The organism is Bacillus sp. REN16, assembly GCF_020731355.1.
Taxonomy (GTDB): Bacteria; Bacillota; Bacilli; order Bacillales; family Bacillaceae_L; genus Ferdinandcohnia.
Map to the genome: position 1 here is coordinate 227,743 of NZ_JAJFZK010000006.1, position 15,655 is coordinate 243,397.

Annotated in this window: 19 protein-coding genes, 1 pseudogene and 2 riboswitches; of the genes and pseudogenes, 15 read left to right on the forward strand and 5 right to left on the reverse strand. The window is 37.0% G+C overall.

Features of this window, described 5'->3' with window-relative positions; genetic code table 11:
* Positions 1–159: 159 nt before the first annotated feature.
* The 3 genes from LKW28_RS22970 to thiW all read left to right on the forward strand — a co-directional run bounded on the left by LKW28_RS22970 (position 160) and on the right by thiW (position 2,022).
* Complete coding sequence (locus LKW28_RS22970) at positions 160–291, forward strand: hypothetical protein (protein ID WP_262983767.1); 132 nt, start codon at positions 160–162, stop codon at positions 289–291.
* 241 nt (positions 292–532) lie between these two features.
* Positions 533–639, forward strand: a riboswitch (TPP riboswitch).
* Positions 640–733: 94 nt separating this feature from the next.
* Complete coding sequence (locus tag LKW28_RS10140) at positions 734–1,495, forward strand: 3-oxoacyl-ACP reductase (protein ID WP_229140244.1); 762 nt, start codon at positions 734–736, stop codon at positions 1,493–1,495.
* A 23-nt stretch (positions 1,496–1,518) separates the two neighbouring features.
* On the forward strand, positions 1,519–2,022 hold the full coding sequence (gene thiW, locus LKW28_RS10145) for an energy coupling factor transporter S component ThiW (RefSeq protein ID WP_229140245.1): 504 nt from the start codon (positions 1,519–1,521) through the stop codon (positions 2,020–2,022).
* Between the two features lie 38 nt (positions 2,023–2,060).
* Here the strand turns inward: thiW and LKW28_RS10150 are convergent, their stop codons facing one another.
* On the reverse strand, positions 2,061–3,476 hold the full coding sequence (locus tag LKW28_RS10150) for a Na+/H+ antiporter NhaC family protein (protein ID WP_229140246.1): 1,416 nt from the start codon (positions 3,474–3,476) through the stop codon (positions 2,061–2,063).
* A gap of 159 nt (positions 3,477–3,635) precedes the next feature.
* Between LKW28_RS10150 and LKW28_RS10155 the strand changes: the two genes are divergently transcribed.
* The 7 genes and pseudogenes from LKW28_RS10155 (at position 3,636) to LKW28_RS10185 (ending at position 8,566) form a co-directional block, all read left to right on the forward strand.
* The gene (locus LKW28_RS10155; protein WP_229140247.1) at positions 3,636–4,637 is read left to right on the forward strand and encodes an LLM class flavin-dependent oxidoreductase; all 1,002 of its coding nucleotides are present in this window, start codon (positions 3,636–3,638) and stop codon (positions 4,635–4,637) included.
* A 117-nt stretch (positions 4,638–4,754) separates the two neighbouring features.
* Positions 4,755–4,884, forward strand: a riboswitch (FMN riboswitch).
* Between the two features lie 157 nt (positions 4,885–5,041).
* Positions 5,042–5,614 (forward strand): ECF transporter S component, encoded by a 573-nt coding sequence (locus LKW28_RS10160; protein WP_229140248.1) that lies wholly within the window; start codon positions 5,042–5,044, stop codon positions 5,612–5,614.
* Between the two features lie 163 nt (positions 5,615–5,777).
* Positions 5,778–6,671, forward strand: coding sequence for a TIGR01777 family oxidoreductase (locus tag LKW28_RS10165; RefSeq protein ID WP_229140249.1), 894 nt, complete (start codon positions 5,778–5,780; stop codon positions 6,669–6,671).
* Between the two features lie 59 nt (positions 6,672–6,730).
* Positions 6,731–6,934, forward strand: coding sequence for a zinc ribbon domain-containing protein (locus LKW28_RS10170; RefSeq protein WP_229140250.1), 204 nt, complete (start codon positions 6,731–6,733; stop codon positions 6,932–6,934).
* Positions 6,935–7,135: 201 nt separating this feature from the next.
* Positions 7,136–7,654, forward strand: a complete 519-nt coding sequence (locus tag LKW28_RS10175; protein ID WP_229140251.1) for a YfiT family bacillithiol transferase — start codon at positions 7,136–7,138, stop codon at positions 7,652–7,654.
* A 98-nt stretch (positions 7,655–7,752) separates the two neighbouring features.
* Entirely contained in the window at positions 7,753–8,235 is a 483-nt protein-coding gene (ybaK, locus tag LKW28_RS10180) for a Cys-tRNA(Pro) deacylase (RefSeq protein WP_229140252.1), read from the forward strand.
* A gap of 125 nt (positions 8,236–8,360) precedes the next feature.
* Positions 8,361–8,566: pseudogene (locus LKW28_RS10185) on the forward strand (DUF1657 domain-containing protein).
* A gap of 29 nt (positions 8,567–8,595) precedes the next feature.
* Here the strand turns inward: LKW28_RS10185 and LKW28_RS10190 are convergent.
* Complete coding sequence (locus tag LKW28_RS10190) at positions 8,596–8,937, reverse strand: DUF4363 family protein (RefSeq protein WP_229140253.1); 342 nt, start codon at positions 8,935–8,937, stop codon at positions 8,596–8,598.
* Between the two features lie 80 nt (positions 8,938–9,017).
* Here LKW28_RS10190 and LKW28_RS10195 point away from each other — a divergent pair, with 80 nt between their 5' ends.
* The 4 genes from LKW28_RS10195 (at position 9,018) to LKW28_RS10210 (ending at position 11,351) form a co-directional block, all read left to right on the forward strand.
* Positions 9,018–9,878 carry a DUF421 domain-containing protein gene (locus tag LKW28_RS10195; RefSeq protein ID WP_229140254.1) on the forward strand — a complete coding sequence of 287 codons (861 nt, stop codon included), beginning with the start codon at positions 9,018–9,020 and terminating at the stop codon, positions 9,876–9,878.
* Between the two features lie 29 nt (positions 9,879–9,907).
* A complete protein-coding gene (locus LKW28_RS10200) occupies positions 9,908–10,489 on the forward strand; it encodes a DUF421 domain-containing protein (protein WP_229140255.1) in 582 nt (193 codons plus the stop codon).
* A 242-nt stretch (positions 10,490–10,731) separates the two neighbouring features.
* The gene (locus LKW28_RS10205; RefSeq protein WP_229140256.1) at positions 10,732–11,178 is read left to right on the forward strand and encodes a DUF5392 family protein; all 447 of its coding nucleotides are present in this window, start codon (positions 10,732–10,734) and stop codon (positions 11,176–11,178) included.
* Positions 11,179–11,192: 14 nt separating this feature from the next.
* Positions 11,193–11,351: a hypothetical protein gene (locus tag LKW28_RS10210; protein WP_229140257.1), complete on the forward strand. Its 159-nt coding sequence runs from the start codon at positions 11,193–11,195 to the stop codon at positions 11,349–11,351.
* A 15-nt stretch (positions 11,352–11,366) separates the two neighbouring features.
* Here LKW28_RS10210 and LKW28_RS10215 read toward each other — a convergent pair whose 3' ends face one another.
* Both LKW28_RS10215 and LKW28_RS10220 read right to left on the reverse strand, forming a co-directional pair.
* On the reverse strand, positions 11,367–11,747 hold the full coding sequence (locus tag LKW28_RS10215) for a CBO0543 family protein (protein ID WP_229140258.1): 381 nt from the start codon (positions 11,745–11,747) through the stop codon (positions 11,367–11,369).
* Positions 11,748–11,754: 7 nt separating this feature from the next.
* Positions 11,755–12,897, reverse strand: coding sequence for a DUF2515 domain-containing protein (locus LKW28_RS10220; protein ID WP_229140259.1), 1,143 nt, complete (start codon positions 12,895–12,897; stop codon positions 11,755–11,757).
* Positions 12,898–12,972: 75 nt separating this feature from the next.
* Between LKW28_RS10220 and shc the strand changes: the two genes are divergently transcribed.
* On the forward strand, positions 12,973–14,859 hold the full coding sequence (shc, locus tag LKW28_RS10225; RefSeq protein ID WP_229140260.1) for a squalene--hopene cyclase: 1,887 nt from the start codon (positions 12,973–12,975) through the stop codon (positions 14,857–14,859).
* A gap of 10 nt (positions 14,860–14,869) precedes the next feature.
* Here shc and LKW28_RS10230 read toward each other — a convergent pair whose 3' ends face one another.
* Positions 14,870–15,655: a hypothetical protein gene (locus tag LKW28_RS10230; RefSeq protein WP_229140261.1), complete on the reverse strand. Its 786-nt coding sequence runs from the start codon at positions 15,653–15,655 to the stop codon at positions 14,870–14,872.

Here is a 15,655-nt window from a genome sequence, read left to right on the forward strand (position 1 = left end):
TATTACGGATACATTTTAATCAAAATAGCGGCCATCCAGTATGGCGATAGCCGCAATCTTTAATTTATTTGAAAAAATTTATAAAAGTTAGCACATTTTCGTTACCCCATCATATACTACCTATTGTGTGAGGAAAAAGTTAGAAGGGAAGTACGGAAAATGAGCAACGAGATTAAAACACCAGTTTCAAACGATTACAAGGACAAAGAAGGGTACAAAGTAATCGAAGTCAACCTTAACAATCCAACAGAAAACTTATTTGCGGTCGTAACTCCTATTAAAATGCAGTAACTTTATTCAGCAGAGCACCCGCTTTTAATATGCAATGGCATATTTGATTGTTAGTAAAATACCACCTTTTCGTACGTATTCTTACATAGAAAAGATGGTATTTTTTATTTTGCTAAAAAACGAAGGCATATGGTGACGACCTTGGCTGATTTGCCAAAGCTTAGTTTTAGATTGGGGAGTAAATATATTTAATAGCTTTACAAATATGCATAAACATACTATGCTTATAGAAAGAATATTCGCAAACTACTAGGGGTGCCCGGTTGGGCTGAGAGAAAAACGGACGTTTTTTAACCCTTTGGACCTGATCCGGGTAATACCGGCGGAGGAAAGTAGAGTGGAAAACTTCCATTTTTCTTACTACTTAAGCTAAGCTAGGTCCATTTATTTGGGTCTAGCTTTTTTGCGTATTTCTTATCTACTATATTAGGAGGCTACTAGAATGAAACTGCAAAATCAAGTTATTCTTGTTACAGGTGGTGCACGTGGATTAGGAAAGGAAATTGTAAAAGCTTTTGCTAATGAGGGAGCGAAAGTGGTTATTAATTATTTTCAAAGCGAAGCAAAAGCTCATTCTCTAAAAGAAGAGATAGGCGAAAATGCACTAGCAATTCAAGCAGATGTTAGGAATCGTGAACAGATACAGAGCTTATTTCTAGAAGCAAAAAAGTATTATGATCAACCAATCACAACAGTTGTGAATAATGCCTTAATTAATTTCCGCTTTGACCCAATCGCAAGAAAAAATGCTGAAGATATCTCATGGGAAGATTATCACGCACAGCTTGAAGGTGCAATTCGAGGGGCTTTACATACAACACAAGCAGCAGTTTCCGATATGAAGGAGCTAGGCTTTGGTCGAATTGTAACGATTGGAACAAATCTCTTTCAAAATCCAGTTGTTGCTTATCATGATTACAACACAAGCAAGGCAGCACTTCTAGGTTTCACCCGGAACATGGCAAAAGACCTCGGGTCATATGGCATTAACGTTAACATGATTTCAGGAGGATTACTTCAAACAACAGATGCGAGTTCAGCAACTTCCGAGGAGGTTTTCCAATTAATTAAGGATTCTACGCCACTTCAAAAAGTCACGACACCAGAGGATGTTGCTAATGCAGTTCTTTTCTTTGCATCTCCTTGGAGTAAAGGCGTAACAGGGCAGAACCTTGTCGTTGATGGTGGATTAGTAATGGACTAAATCATATCAGGAGGGATTTCACTATGAGTAAAACACTAAAAATGACACTAACAGCGATGTTTGTCGCGATTGGAACTGTTACAAGCCACTTGTTTGCAATACCTATTGGATTTACAAAGGTATTTCCTATGCAACATTTCATTAATGTGTTATCAGCTGTAATCTTAGGTCCGGCTTATGCTGTTCTTCAAGCATTTTTAGTGTCATTATTACGAAACATGAATGGGACAGGTTCCCTATTTGCCTTTCCAGGAAGTATGATTGGGGCGTTTTTAGCGGCAATTTTATATTCAAAAACAAAGAAAGCCTCAATGGCGATGACTGGCGAAATTATTGGGACAGGTTTGTTAGGAGCCATTGCTTGTTATCCGATCGCAACACTGCTTCTAGGACAGGATGCTGCGATTTTTGGTTTCGTTCCTTCGTTTATTTTTAGCTCAATTGCAGGTTCTATCTTTGGCTTTATAATTGTTGGTATCGTACTAAAAAGTCCTGCTTTTAAAACATACCTTGAACGTAATTTCTAATATTTAAAAAGACTAAACAGCTGTGATGTTTAGTCTTTTTAAATAAATATACCACCTAGAATATAGAGCCCAATTGCAATAACGCCACCAATCGCTGATACCTTCAATTTATATTGCGCATATTCAACTAGGTCCATATCTAAAATTGATGCTGTAGTAATGGTTGTATCACCAAGTGGCGAGCTCAAAGCTCCAAATGCCCCACTTGCAAAAACTGCTCCCACGGTTAATGGAATGGACGCTCCAGTCGATAAAGCTAGTGCAATCCCAAGCGGCATAAATAACCCCCAGGTTCCCCAGGAAGACCCAATAAAATATCCAACAACTGAGCCGATTAGAAAAATCGTCGCAGGCGTTAAAAATCCTGGCAGGAATGAACCTAAGGTTGAACTAATAAATACAGAAAACCCGAGTTCCTCAGCTGATAAGGTTAGGGCCCATATCAGAATTAGAAGGCTAATCGCCTGCATCATTTGATTGCCGCCATCGTAAAAATGATACATGATTTCATGCAATTTCTGTTTTCGAATCACATAAAAGACAAATGTAAAAATAAGAGTGATAAACACTGCTAACAGCATGACAAAAGTTGCATCCGCCATTGAAAATGCTTCAAAAACAGTTTGAGCCCCAAGCGATTTACCATCCTCCCACAAAAGATAAAGGGACAAACCTAACAACAAAAACACTGGAACAATTAAATTCCAAGGCTGAGCTTTTACTAGGGAAAGTTCTTTTTTTATTCCCATTCGATGAAATTCATGCTCATGTTCTTCTTCATCGGGATTTTTTTCAGACTTAGATTTGGATTTGGAAGGCCAAAATGTTTGAATAATTCCAATTAGAAGCATGACAATTGCATAAAAATTAAACAGGATGCTTAACAGGAACACCTCGTAGGGTGACATACCTAAGTCAAGCCCTTTAATACCACCTTCCACTAGTGATACCATAAATCCTACAAAAGCTGTCGCAACAGGTAATAAAACAATTACTGATTCGGTAGAAATATCTAGAGTCATGCCGACTTTTTGTTTTGATAGGTTCATTTTTTTAATGAGTTGTTTGATAATGGGGCCAATCATCATAATCCGAAACATTGGCATCATAAAGGTAAAAGGGAGGGTAAGCCAAATCAAGCCTAGCAGACCACGTTCACTTTTTATTTTCTCCCCAATCCATTCTGTAAATCCTTTAATACCTCCGGAGATATTCATCATCCCAACTAATCCACCGAAGACATACAAAAAGCTTACAATTTTAATATTTGTGGGATCTGATAAAGTTGTCACAATGTATGCAATCGATTGACCGGTCCCACCTAATACATCAGATGTTACAAGAATCGCGCCAACTAATAATCCTAAAACAAGTCCAGGTAAAATGTCTTTTAACCAAATCGCCATTCCGATAACTATTAAAAAAGGAATCAGAGAGAGCCATGCATGTTCCAAACCATTGTCCTCCAATATACGAAAAATGTTCATTTGGTTAGTATGACCAATATAGGAGAGGAGTATTTTTAACATTAAAAGCTCTTAAGCAAGATTGTTTGTTTCTGTTCGATCAATTGATATAGTAATAAGAGAAAATGGAAGAAAGGACATGTTAAAATGACAATTATAAATATTCCCGTCTCTGTTCTAAACCTTGCTCCAATTCGTAAGGGGCAAAATCAGAAAGACGCAATTGATGCAATGGTTGACTTGGCTCAAGCTACTGAAGAAATGGGATACACCCGATATTGGATTGCGGAACATCACAATTCCCCTACATTAGTAAGTTCAGCGACATCCATTTTAATCAAACATACTTTAGAACACACAGAAAAAATCCGTGTTGGATCAGGAGGGGTCATGCTTCCAAACCATGCACCACTTGTTGTCGCCGAACAATTCGGAACAATGGCCACCATTTATCCAGGCCGTCTTGATTTAGGGCTTGGCCGCGCACCTGGAACTGACATGATGACAGCAAATGCCTTAAGGCGTTCAAATAATGACTCTGTTTACACATTTCCTAATGATGTAAATGACTTACTTACGTATTTTGGACCGATGGAACGCCAAGGCTATGTCAAGGCATATCCCGGTGTAAATACAAATGTACCCATTTATATTCTTGGATCTTCAACGGATTCAGCTTATTTGGCAGCAAAATTAGGACTTCCATATGTCTTTGCATCACATTTTGCACCAAGATTCATGGAAGAGGCTATTTCTATTTACCGCAATCGCTTTGAGCCATCCGAATTTTTAAGCTCTCCATACATGATGGTTTGCCTAAATGTAATTGCAACTGAGACGGATGAAGAGGCTAGTCGCGAAATGACGACTATGCAGCAATTTTTCCTAAACGTTGTACGCGGATCACAAAACCCATTATTACCACCGGTTGATAATATGGATGAACTATGGAACCAACAGGAAAAACAAATGGCAACCTCCATGTCTAGTGTTACATTATTAGGAAACAAAGAATCCATTCGCAAGCAATTAACAAGCTTCCAGGAAAAATATAATGTCGATGAACTAATGGCCGTTTCTTACATTTATGATCCTGATAAACAAAAACGTTCTTATGAGATTTTAAAAGAAGTTGTTGATGGAAAGTAAGTGTTGACGGGTTTTTAGTTTAAGCAGGAGGGCAATTTATAGGAAAGTGAACTATTTGAAGCAAAATGCTTCACAATATGCCATATACTTGATAAAATAAAGTGAAATTAAATATTGATCTATCTTCGGGGCCGGGTGAAAATCCCGACCGGCGGTGATGAGAGCACTCTCTAAGCCCGCGAGCCGCAAGGCAGGATTTGGTGCGATTCCAAAGCCGACAGTATAGTCTGGATGGGAGAAGATGGAGGTTCTGCGCGTTCAAAAATTTTCAATGATTGAACGTTTATTAAGCATACCTTTAACTCCCTCAAGAAGCCATTCTTGGGGGTTTTTATTTGAGTATGACTTGAAAAGCTGAACTTTCTTCTTTTGAAGTGGATCGCAAAAGAGGAGAGAGTAGAAAAATGAAGAAAATACCTTTACGTCAATTTGTGGCAATTGCAATGTTGAGTACGATTTCGTACATCCTAATGTTTTTTAACTTTCCATTGCCAACATTCCCGAGCTTTTTGAACGTCGATTTTAGCGATGTTCCCGCATTACTCGCAGCACTAATTTTTGGTCCGGTGGCCGGTATCCTAGTAGAATTTTTTAAAAACCTGATTGACTTTGCATTAACAGGTAGCGAGACACCAATTCCAGTCGGTCACATCTCAAACTTCTTAGCGGGGATTATTTTCGTCCTAACAACCTATTATATTTTTAAACTGATAAAAACAAAATTAGGATTAACTATCGGATTAATAGGCGGTACAGCGATGATGGCGATCATCATGAGTGTTCTAAACTACTATGTTTTCCTGCCGGCATTCAACTTCTTTTTGAATATCCCGGCGATGTCATCTCCAGAAACGCTCAAAATGGTGGTTTACGCAATCCTGCCATTTAATTTACTAAAAGGATTGATTGTTGCAGTCATTTTCATGTTGTTGTATGCCCGTTTACATCCATGGATTAATAAACAAGCATCGATATAGATTATTAGATAAGCAAGCACCCGCAAGCGGGTGCTTGTTTTGGTTAAATGGGATTTTTAATTAAACAACATCAATCAAGTATCAAATCGAGTGTTGTTACTTTTAGCAATCAGCACCAGATAATGGTAAACTAGTAAAAGAAGTTTAAAAGGGGATGGGAAATATGGCAAAGAAGATCGTCCTTGCCGGGGGTACTGGTTTTGTAGGTAATTATTTTTCGAAAAGGTTTACGGAGCTTGGCTACGAGGTAAAAGTCATTTCAAGAAATGCACCAAATCTTACTTGGGATAATAGGGAAGGGATCATACAAGCACTTGAGGATTCTGAGATGCTCATTAATCTTGCAGGAAAATCTGTCAACTGCAGATACAACGAGAAAAATAAACAAGAAATCCTAAACTCTCGAACGGAAACTACAAGAATATTAGGCGATTCTCTAACAGGCTGCAAAAACCCGCCAAAAATATGGATTAATTCCAGCACTGCAACAATTTATCGACATGCGGAAGATCGACCTATGACAGAAGAAACAGGTGAAATTGGAACTGGTTTTTCTGTTGATGTTGCAAAAAGGTGGGAGGAAGCCTTTTTTTCTTATCAATTCCCGAATATTAGACAGGTTGCCTTAAGAATCTCGATCGTGCTTGGAGCGGATGGAGGTGTCATGATTCCTTATACAAACTTAGTACGCTATGGTCTTGGCGGAATCCAAGGCCCTGGTACTCAAAAGTTCAGTTGGATACATATTGAGGATTTGTTTAAAATTATTCTTTACATAAGGGATCACAATCATCTAACTGGAGTCTTTAACTGCTCAACACCAAATCCTATCACAAATCGAGAATTGATGAACAGTCTCCGACATGCCTTCAATCGAAATATAGGGTTACCTTCACCAGCTTGGCTTCTTGAACTTGGTGCGATTTTTATCAGAACGGAAACCGAATTAATTTTAAAAAGTAGATGGGTAATCCCAGAACGCCTTGAAAAAGAAGGATTTTTATTTACATTTCCTACAATTGATGAGGCACTTGCAGAAATTTCAAAAAATAATTGAAACTAATTTCCTATAAATCCGTAAACAATAGTGGTAGAACCAAAATTGGAGGGGATTTTATGGAAAACAAAGGCTGTGTAAAATGCGGAAGTACAAATGCTGGAACAAAAGACGTGTCGATGACGGGTTCTGGTATTACAAAAATGTTAGATATTCAAAATAATCGTTTTACTGTGGTGTTTTGTAAGAACTGTGGGTACTCCGAATTTTATAACAAGAATTCTTCAACTGCTTCAAACATTCTAGATTTGTTCTTTGGGTAAACGAATGAGATAAAAATAATAATGCTGCAAAAGTTCACTATACAAAAAAATAGTTGGCGAATCTGTAAAGATTCGTCTATTTTCTTTCAAAATATTATCTTACCTGCTATCACTGAAATCTGTTTACAGAAAATTTCACACACTTTTGATAAAATAGTAGTACGGATTAAATTATTTAAGATTTTTAGGAGGGGAACAAGGATGGACGAACGGTATCCGATTGGAGAGTTCAAATTCGACGGGGATTTGACAAAAGCTTTAGTGGTGGATTGGATAAAAGAAATTGAGGCTTTACCACCATTAGTAAGGGAAAGTGTCAAAGATTTGACAGATTCACAACTTGATACACCTTATCGAAATGGGGGATGGACACTTCGACAAGTTGTACATCATATTGCAGACGCGTCAATGAATTCGTACATTCGCTTTAAATTAGCTGTTACGGAAAGTAATCCTGTTATTAAACCGTATGATGAAGCTAATTGGGCAGAATTATCAGATTCCACTTTACCTGTAGATGCTTCAATAGCGATAATTGATGGCGTTCACCAACGTTGGGTGAAGATTTTACAAAGTTTGTCGATGGACAATTTTCAATTATCATATGTTCACCCAGAGGGTGGCGAAATGAAATTGGGCGTCTTTTTGGGATTCTGTGCTTGGCATGGCAAACACCATCTTGCGCATATTAATACCTTAGTTAAAAATAAAGGGTGGTAGTATATACTTTAAGCAGACAGTCATTGTACTGTCTGTCTTCATATTCTTTACGAAACAATGGGCTTATTCTACTGGATAACACATAAGGAGGGCAAACAATGGCAAAAGGAAGAAAAACAAATGCCATTAGGATTTTAGATACTAAAAAGATTGAATACAAGATCCATACATATGAAAGCAATGATGGAAAAATAGATGGTTTATCCGTTGCCCAAAAGGCTGGATTAAACCCAAAGAAGGTTTATAAAACATTGATCGCTAAAGGAAACAACAAAGACATCTTTGTGTTTGTCATTCCTGTGGAAGAGGAGCTAGATCTTAAAAAGTGTGCAAACGTTGCGGAAGTTAAAAAAGTAAAAATGATACCAGTAAAGGATATCCAAAAACACACGGGATATATAAGAGGCGGCTGCTCTCCAATTGGAATGAAAAAATCATATCCTACATTTATTGACAATCAAGCGTCGAACCTAGACAGCATCATTGTTAGTGCTGGAAAAATTGGTATGCAGGTCGAGTTAACAATTGATGATTTAAGAACATCCACTGAAGGGAAATTAGTTGCCATCATAAAAGAATAACATTTTGTATTAGAGAGAAATCACAATGATTTGTCTCTTTTATTTTGCAATAAAATTAACCAGTTTATTACAACCATATTTAAAGGCTTGTTGAAAAGAATATAAGATGAGGGAGGGATCTTAACATGACAGTAGGAACTCAAGTAAAGCAAGCACTTGCAAACCTAAAAAGTGTTCAAGCCGATTTTGAAACCTTTGACTTCAAACGCAGGACCAAACCGCTAAACAAATCTATGGTCAGTGCGCTACTCAGGCAAAAGGGATGATTCAGCAAATCGAGCAGCGTGTGCAACAAATTGAACAAGAAGAACCGCAATTCCAAAATTATTAAAAGCTAAACCTTCCATCACGGAAGGTTTTTTAGTGTAGATAGATGGAACGGATATGATCTTGAATAATGACAATATTTCGTTTTGCCTCTGGTTTGTCTTTTTCCTCGATTGAAACCTTTAGTTTTGAAATTTCTTGATGAAGACCTGTATATTCTGATTCATCGCCTAATAATTGGTACTTCCATTTATTTTTATTAAATATTTTTTGCATTCCTTGCGCTGCGTTATCTGCCATCTCCCATTGTGATCCGTTTATCAATTCCATTACTTTATTTGCTTCTTCATAAATTGGCTTCTTGCTAATTGAATGGGACGAACACCCACAAAGCAATAAAAAACTAATGACAAAACAAATACTAAGCCTTTTCATTATATCCTCCTTAAATATTTTTTCTTATTTTGTCCAAGAATAGTAAAGATATTTCCATAAGAAATAATGGAGGACACAAAATGCCTGAATACTCAGTAATAGTAGTTCGCTCAATTATATCATTCTTTGTTTTATTTATTGTTGCGAGAACCCTTGGGAAACAACAAATATCACAGCTAACTTTCTTTGATTATGTTGCTGGTATAGCAATCGGAAATATGGCTGCGGCGGTAGGTATTGATTCTTCCATTGAACTTATTAACGGGGTTATCGGGTTAATTATTTATACCACTTTTACCATCATAATCGCTTATGGGGCATTAAAATCATTCAAGTTTAGAGAGCTAGTTGAAAGCAGTCCTTCTATTTTAATTAGGGATGGAAAGGTTCTTGAAAAAAATCTGTTTAAAAACAGGATCACTTTTGATGATTTAATGACGGGTTTGAGACAAAAAAATGCATTTAAACTAGCGGATGTAGAATTAGCTGTACTAGAAACAAATGGTCAGTTGAGTGTCATGAAAAAGGCTGAAAACCAGCCTGTAACACCGAAAGATTTAGGGATGAAAGTCGAAGAAGAACATATGCCAGGCTTAATTATCATTGATGGACACCTTTTAGAAAGACGCTTGAACTACCGCGGATATACAAAGGAATGGCTACTTGGTGAAATTATGAAGCAGGGAGCAAATGATTTTAAAGATGTATTTTTGGGCCAAATTGATTCAAAAGGCAATGTTTATGTGGACTTATATAATGATGAAATTAGTATGCAACAGATCCAACAAAAACCACTACTCGCCGCAAGGCTTCGCAAGCTGCAAGCAGAATTGGAAACCTTTTCATTACAAACAGAAGACCCACATGCTAAGCAGATGTATTATAACCAATCAAAAGAACTTCAACATATGATCGAAACGATTAATCCGTATTTAAAATAAAAGTTTTATCGATAGAAGGGATGTTTTTAATGGAATTCTTTTGGAAGTCAATTTTAATGGTAGTAGCAGGCATTTTATTATTAAGAATCGCAGGGAGAAAATCAATCTCGCAGATGACATTAGCTCAGACGGTTGTCATGATTTCTATTGGTTCCGTGATTATTCAACCAATTGTAGAAGACAGTGTTTGGAGAACATTAGCGGTCGCAGCTATATTCGTAGGTTCACTCATTTTAATGGAGTATTTACAATTAAAGTTTAATTTTATTGAGAAATTTATCACCGGAAAATCTAAAATCATTATTGATAACGGTGATTTAAATATTAAAAATATGAAAAAACTTAGGTTTACAGTTGACCAATTAGAAATGCGTCTACGTCAAAGTGGAATTACAACAATAACGGATGTAAAATATGCAACCCTTGAGCCAAATGGTCAACTCGGGTATGAATTACAGGATGACGCTAAACCTCTAACAGTGGGTGAATTCAAAAAACTGGTTGGACCGCTTATACAGAACCAGCAGGCATCTACTAATAAGCCTCAGCCTAATATTTTTGAAGAAATTAAAGACAAATATGAACAGGATAATCCACCTAAATTCCATTAAAGGGTTGTTAGAACCCAGAATACATGATAAACTATATGTATAAATTAATCGGCATACTCTAAGGGGAGTAGCTTTAACAGCAAAGTCGTCAATACAGAGATTTAATCTCTCGGCTTTGTTGGCAACCTTAATGTTGTTAGCAAGACCTTACCAAAACATGGTATAGGTCTTTTTTGCATTTTTAGGCCTATATCAAACGTATATAGGCCTTTTTTCATCTTTCAAAAGGAAGGGGATTTTAAATGAAGATTATGACGTCGAAGAACTTGCCAGGATTTATTACAAAGGAACTTAATCAGTTACATAAAAAAATTGCACCGATCATGATGAAAACATCTAAATACATGTTCTGGTCATTTCCATTAATCACTATTTCACTAATTAACTTAGTATTTTTGCTATTTTTCATCCCGTTTACAGATGAGGCAATCCCTTCACTTCTTATTTATGCTATCCTTGGTGCTATTGGATTTGCTTTATCAAAGGAAGCAAAGTTTAAAAAGAAGGAAATGGAAGTCATTTCTTCTGAATATATCATTTCAAGAATTAAAAAAAGTGATGCGGTAACATCGGAAAGGCAACTTGATTATATTTCACGTCTTCAAAACCAGCCAGAGCTTGCGCTACACCTTTTTATCGAATTTTTAAATGAGGAAGATCAAAGAGAAAAGCGAAATCTATATTCTTAAAGGAGTTATTCATAATGAAGACCTTTAATCACGAAATAAAGCTGATGGACGAAGGAACTGTAAAAAAAGCAAAGCCTAAAAAATCTATTCACCAAATTTTAGTACAACTTCAAAGCCAAGGAGTAAATGCAACCCTCTGTAAAAGAAGGAGTAAGCTTGCTTTAGGCTTGTAAAAGATCACCTGACCCTTAGTCAGGTTTTTTTTTATGCTGAAAATAAGAATAGACTACAAGCATGATCGACAGGTAGATTGTATAGCCAACGAGTGAATTAATATGCTTCCATGACGAATCATGAAAAAACCAGCCAATCTCTTCAGAAAATTTTTCACCAGCAGTCATGATTGACGCAAGAAAGAGAACAGAACTGAGCTTGCCAACGAATTTCATTTTTTCACAAATAAAAAGGAAAATCATTAGCATGAGCGGTAAGCCGACAAGTGTAAAGCCCACATGAATTGAAAACACATCTGGAAATGGACGCATTGGAAAAGAGTAGAAGCCTTTTCCCACATAATAAAGATCTAGGTATGTACCAATCAAGGATCCAAGTAAAATGGTGATAATCACGCCCGAATTAGTCCAAAATCGAAATGGCCTTTTTGGCAATCGCTGCGAGTTCGAATTTTTCAAGGGTTTTACAGTATTCATGAAGAATCTCTCCGTCCACTTTTTCTCTGTCATGTGTAAGGTAAAATAAAACTTCCCAATCCTTGTACCAATCCCCAATTTCAGCAGGTTTATGTTTTCTGTTTTTCCAAGCCATCTCTAGCCTCGGACTATAAATTCTAGGAGAACCTTTTGTCAGTTCACAGGATTTCACCCGCGATTTTAATAAGAATCCAGGGAGTCCTTCATCTACATTATTAAAAATTTGCGGCCAGTAGTCCTTTCTTGAACCTGTATGTTGAGTTTTAATAGCCCAGGTTTCAACAGATTTGAGTCGCTTTTTATCAGCAAATAAGATGGAGTATAGACGCTTACCTAACAAGATTCGTTCACGAACACTTTTAAATTGATGGAGGGTTTGACCAATTAAGTGAATTTTCCCTTTTTCTTCAAACGGAAATAAGATATGATTCAAATCCAACAAATCCTGGAGTTTAAATTCCAATGTATCAAAGACTTCTTTTTTATAATGGGTATTGGATATTACTCGGTCTTCCAGATAGCTTTGCTCATTAATAATTTGTGCGACTGTTAGAGTGTAAGTATCTTGCCTCTCCCAAAAGTGATTCCATATTGATTCCATAAAAATAGAAACATGAAAATAGGGGAGAAGGTAAAATAAATTTTGCTGATATCGTTTACTTGCCTTATAGAGTAAAAATTGAGGAAAAACATCCTGGAAAATCAACCAATTTCCACGTTCCAAAAATGAAAAATAAACTTGCGCTTCCTTCCTTGTTAATAACCTCGAAAGCTGTCCACCTTTTAAATCTGTCATATTCCAGCCACCATTTCGGGACACCATATGTCCAAGAAATGCCCAATGGATTTCAGGATGAGCCTTATAGAAATTAAGATAGGCCTTGGTTCGTGTCACATTATTTAGATTGAGGCTTCTCGTCATCCCTTTAATTTGCTGAATAAGAAGTTGTTCTTCCAGAGTAAGCGGTTGTAAACATTCTTGTCGTTTCTGAAGTTTCTTTACATCTTTTTTAATTTGTAATAGAGATTCAGAGAGTGGAAGTTTTTTCTTTTTAAAAAGTTTGCACACTTATGATGACCTCCTCTATGAATGCTCTTGCTTTTTGGTGAATATGTATGAAGTAGACTAAAAGGGAGGTTACATATGTTTGACAAGGTGAACTTCGGCTTAGAGCAGTTAATTGACACCCTCAGGAAGGAACAGTCATCCAATGGAGCTTGGAAATATCCCTTTGAAACTGGCATATCAACTGATTGTTATATGATTATCTTATTAAGAAGCCTTGAAATAAATGATGAGAAATTGATTCAACAATTAACAGAGCGGGTATTAAGTCGCCAAGAAGAAAATGGGGCATGGAAGCTTTTTTATGATGAAGGAGACGGAAATATTTCTGCGACGGTTGAGGCTTATTATTCATTACTGTATGCTGGCCATATAGAAAAGAAAGATACAAGAATGAAACGTGCAAAATCCTTCATTATTAAAAATGGTGGACTCAAGAATATCCATATGTTTACTAAATTTATGCTTGCATTAACAGGGCAGCAAAAGTGGCCAGCTTTTTTCCCATTGCCTCTTGAGCTCATCCTGTTACCACAATCATTTCCGATTCATTTTTATAGTTTCTCAGTTTTCGGAAGAGCTAATCTTACCCCAATCATGATTCTTGCAGATAAAAAGTTTAGCCTATCAACAAATAAGAGTCCTAATTTATCTGATTTAAATAATCAGAGAGATGAAGATGGATTTAATTTCAGAGATTCACAGGAATGGCGATCATTTTATTCAGATATTAAACAATCAATAAGTCGATTAATTGGACTTCCAAGGCATCTTCACCAACTAGCAACCGAACAAGCAAAGCAGTATATGCTGCGCAGGATTGAGCCTGATGGAACATTTTTAGGATATTTCAGCTCTACTTTTTTAATGATTTTTGCGTTACTTTCCTTAGGCTATTCAAAACAGCATCCAATTATTATTAATGCTGTGAACGGTTTAAAGGGGATGAAAACTGTCATTAACGGTCATGTCCATATGCAATACACCATTGCCGATGTGTGGAATACTTCGCTACTCGGATACGCCTTACAAGAAGCAGGTGTCCCGACAACCGATTCCATGATTAAAAAGGCGAATCACTATTTATTGAAGCACCAGCATGTTAAATATGGGGACTGGGCCGTTCAAAATCCTTCTGGTTTTCCTGGCGGATGGGGCTTTGCTGACATGAATACAATTCATCCAGATGTAGATGATACGACTGCTTCTTTACGTTCAATTGCGAGAATTGTTAAGAAAGAACCAATTAATAGGCAAGCGTGGGACAGAGGCATACAGTGGTTATTGACGATGCAAAATGATGATGGTGGCTGGCCAGCATTCGAGAAAAATACAGATAGTAAGCTTCTTAGCATTTTGCCAATCGAAAAAGCTGAATATATACTTACGGATCCTTCTTCCGCAGATTTGACTGGACGTGCACTTGAATATCTTGGCAAATATACAAATCTGCTAAATCACCATCCGTCTGTTAAATCAGGAGTCCAATGGCTTTATAAAAATCAAGAAAAAAATGGTTCCTGGTATGGGCGATGGGGAATCTGCTATATCTATGGAACATGGGGTGCTGTAACAGGCTTAAGTGCTGTCGGCATTTTACCAACAAAATCCTCAATAAAAAGAGCTGTCACATGGCTAGAATCCATTCAAAATCAGGATGGCGGCTGGGGGGAATCGTGCAAAAGCGATAGCAAAAATAAATATGTTCCTTTGAAAACAAGCACATTAACACATACCGCATGGGCGGTCGATGCGCTTATCTCTGTTAGTGATAAACCAACGAAGAAAATAAACAAAGGGATTAAATTTCTTATTTCGAATTTGGATCGAGACGACTGGACAACAAAATATCCAAAAGGGCAAGGCATGGCAGGGGACTTTTACATTCACTATCACAGCTACCGTTATATTTTCCCGTTACTTGCACTAGCACATTACAAGAAAAAATACACAAGAAAAAGCTAAAAGATCACTTTTAGCTTTTCTTTAACTTTGAAGGATTATTGATTTTATAGTGAACTGGATCTTCAATGATGAACTCTTCATCAACATCCTTACCTTTTGCTAATTTCTTTTTTACGATCTTTGCATCGAATTCAAGCGTGTTGCCAGGCTCAAGCTCTAATTTCTTTAGAGTCTTTGAATGAGAACACCAGGCTAGTCCAATTTTAACCGGCTCATCTTGCTCAATCACAACATTCTCAAGTACTACAACTTCATCGTTATCCTCGTTAAAATGGTTCCATGTTAACGCGAATTGTTTAACTGAAGCGGTAAAATGAACCTTGTCGGTTGGCAATTCGATTTTTGGTGCTTTTTCTTTTTTGGTTTTTTGCTCAGGCTCCGCCTTCTTAGCAGGTGGTTTTGACTCAGCCATTGCCGGTTTTTCAGTGATAACCTTAGTTGTAGTTTCCTTTTTCTTCTCCTTGGCAACCTCTTTGTCTGAAACAGCCGTTTTAGCAAAGCTCGGTGATTGCATTTCTTTTAAATAAGCAGGATGAATACAAGTTAGATTTCCATCTTCAAATTCAAGTACAATTGTGTTGTATTCTTGTGTTTTACCATACACCTCATAGCCTTTTATCGTAACAATCCGTTGGTAAGTTCTTTCTTTGTACCAGTACTCTTTTTTGACTGAAAGACCCCATTCCCGAACTTTTTCTTCATAGTGGGCATCATCAGCAAATGTTTCGTAATCCCCTTTTGGAGGGAGATAAGTCGTTTCTTCTGAGTCCTCTACATGAGGCAATGTGTTCGCCAT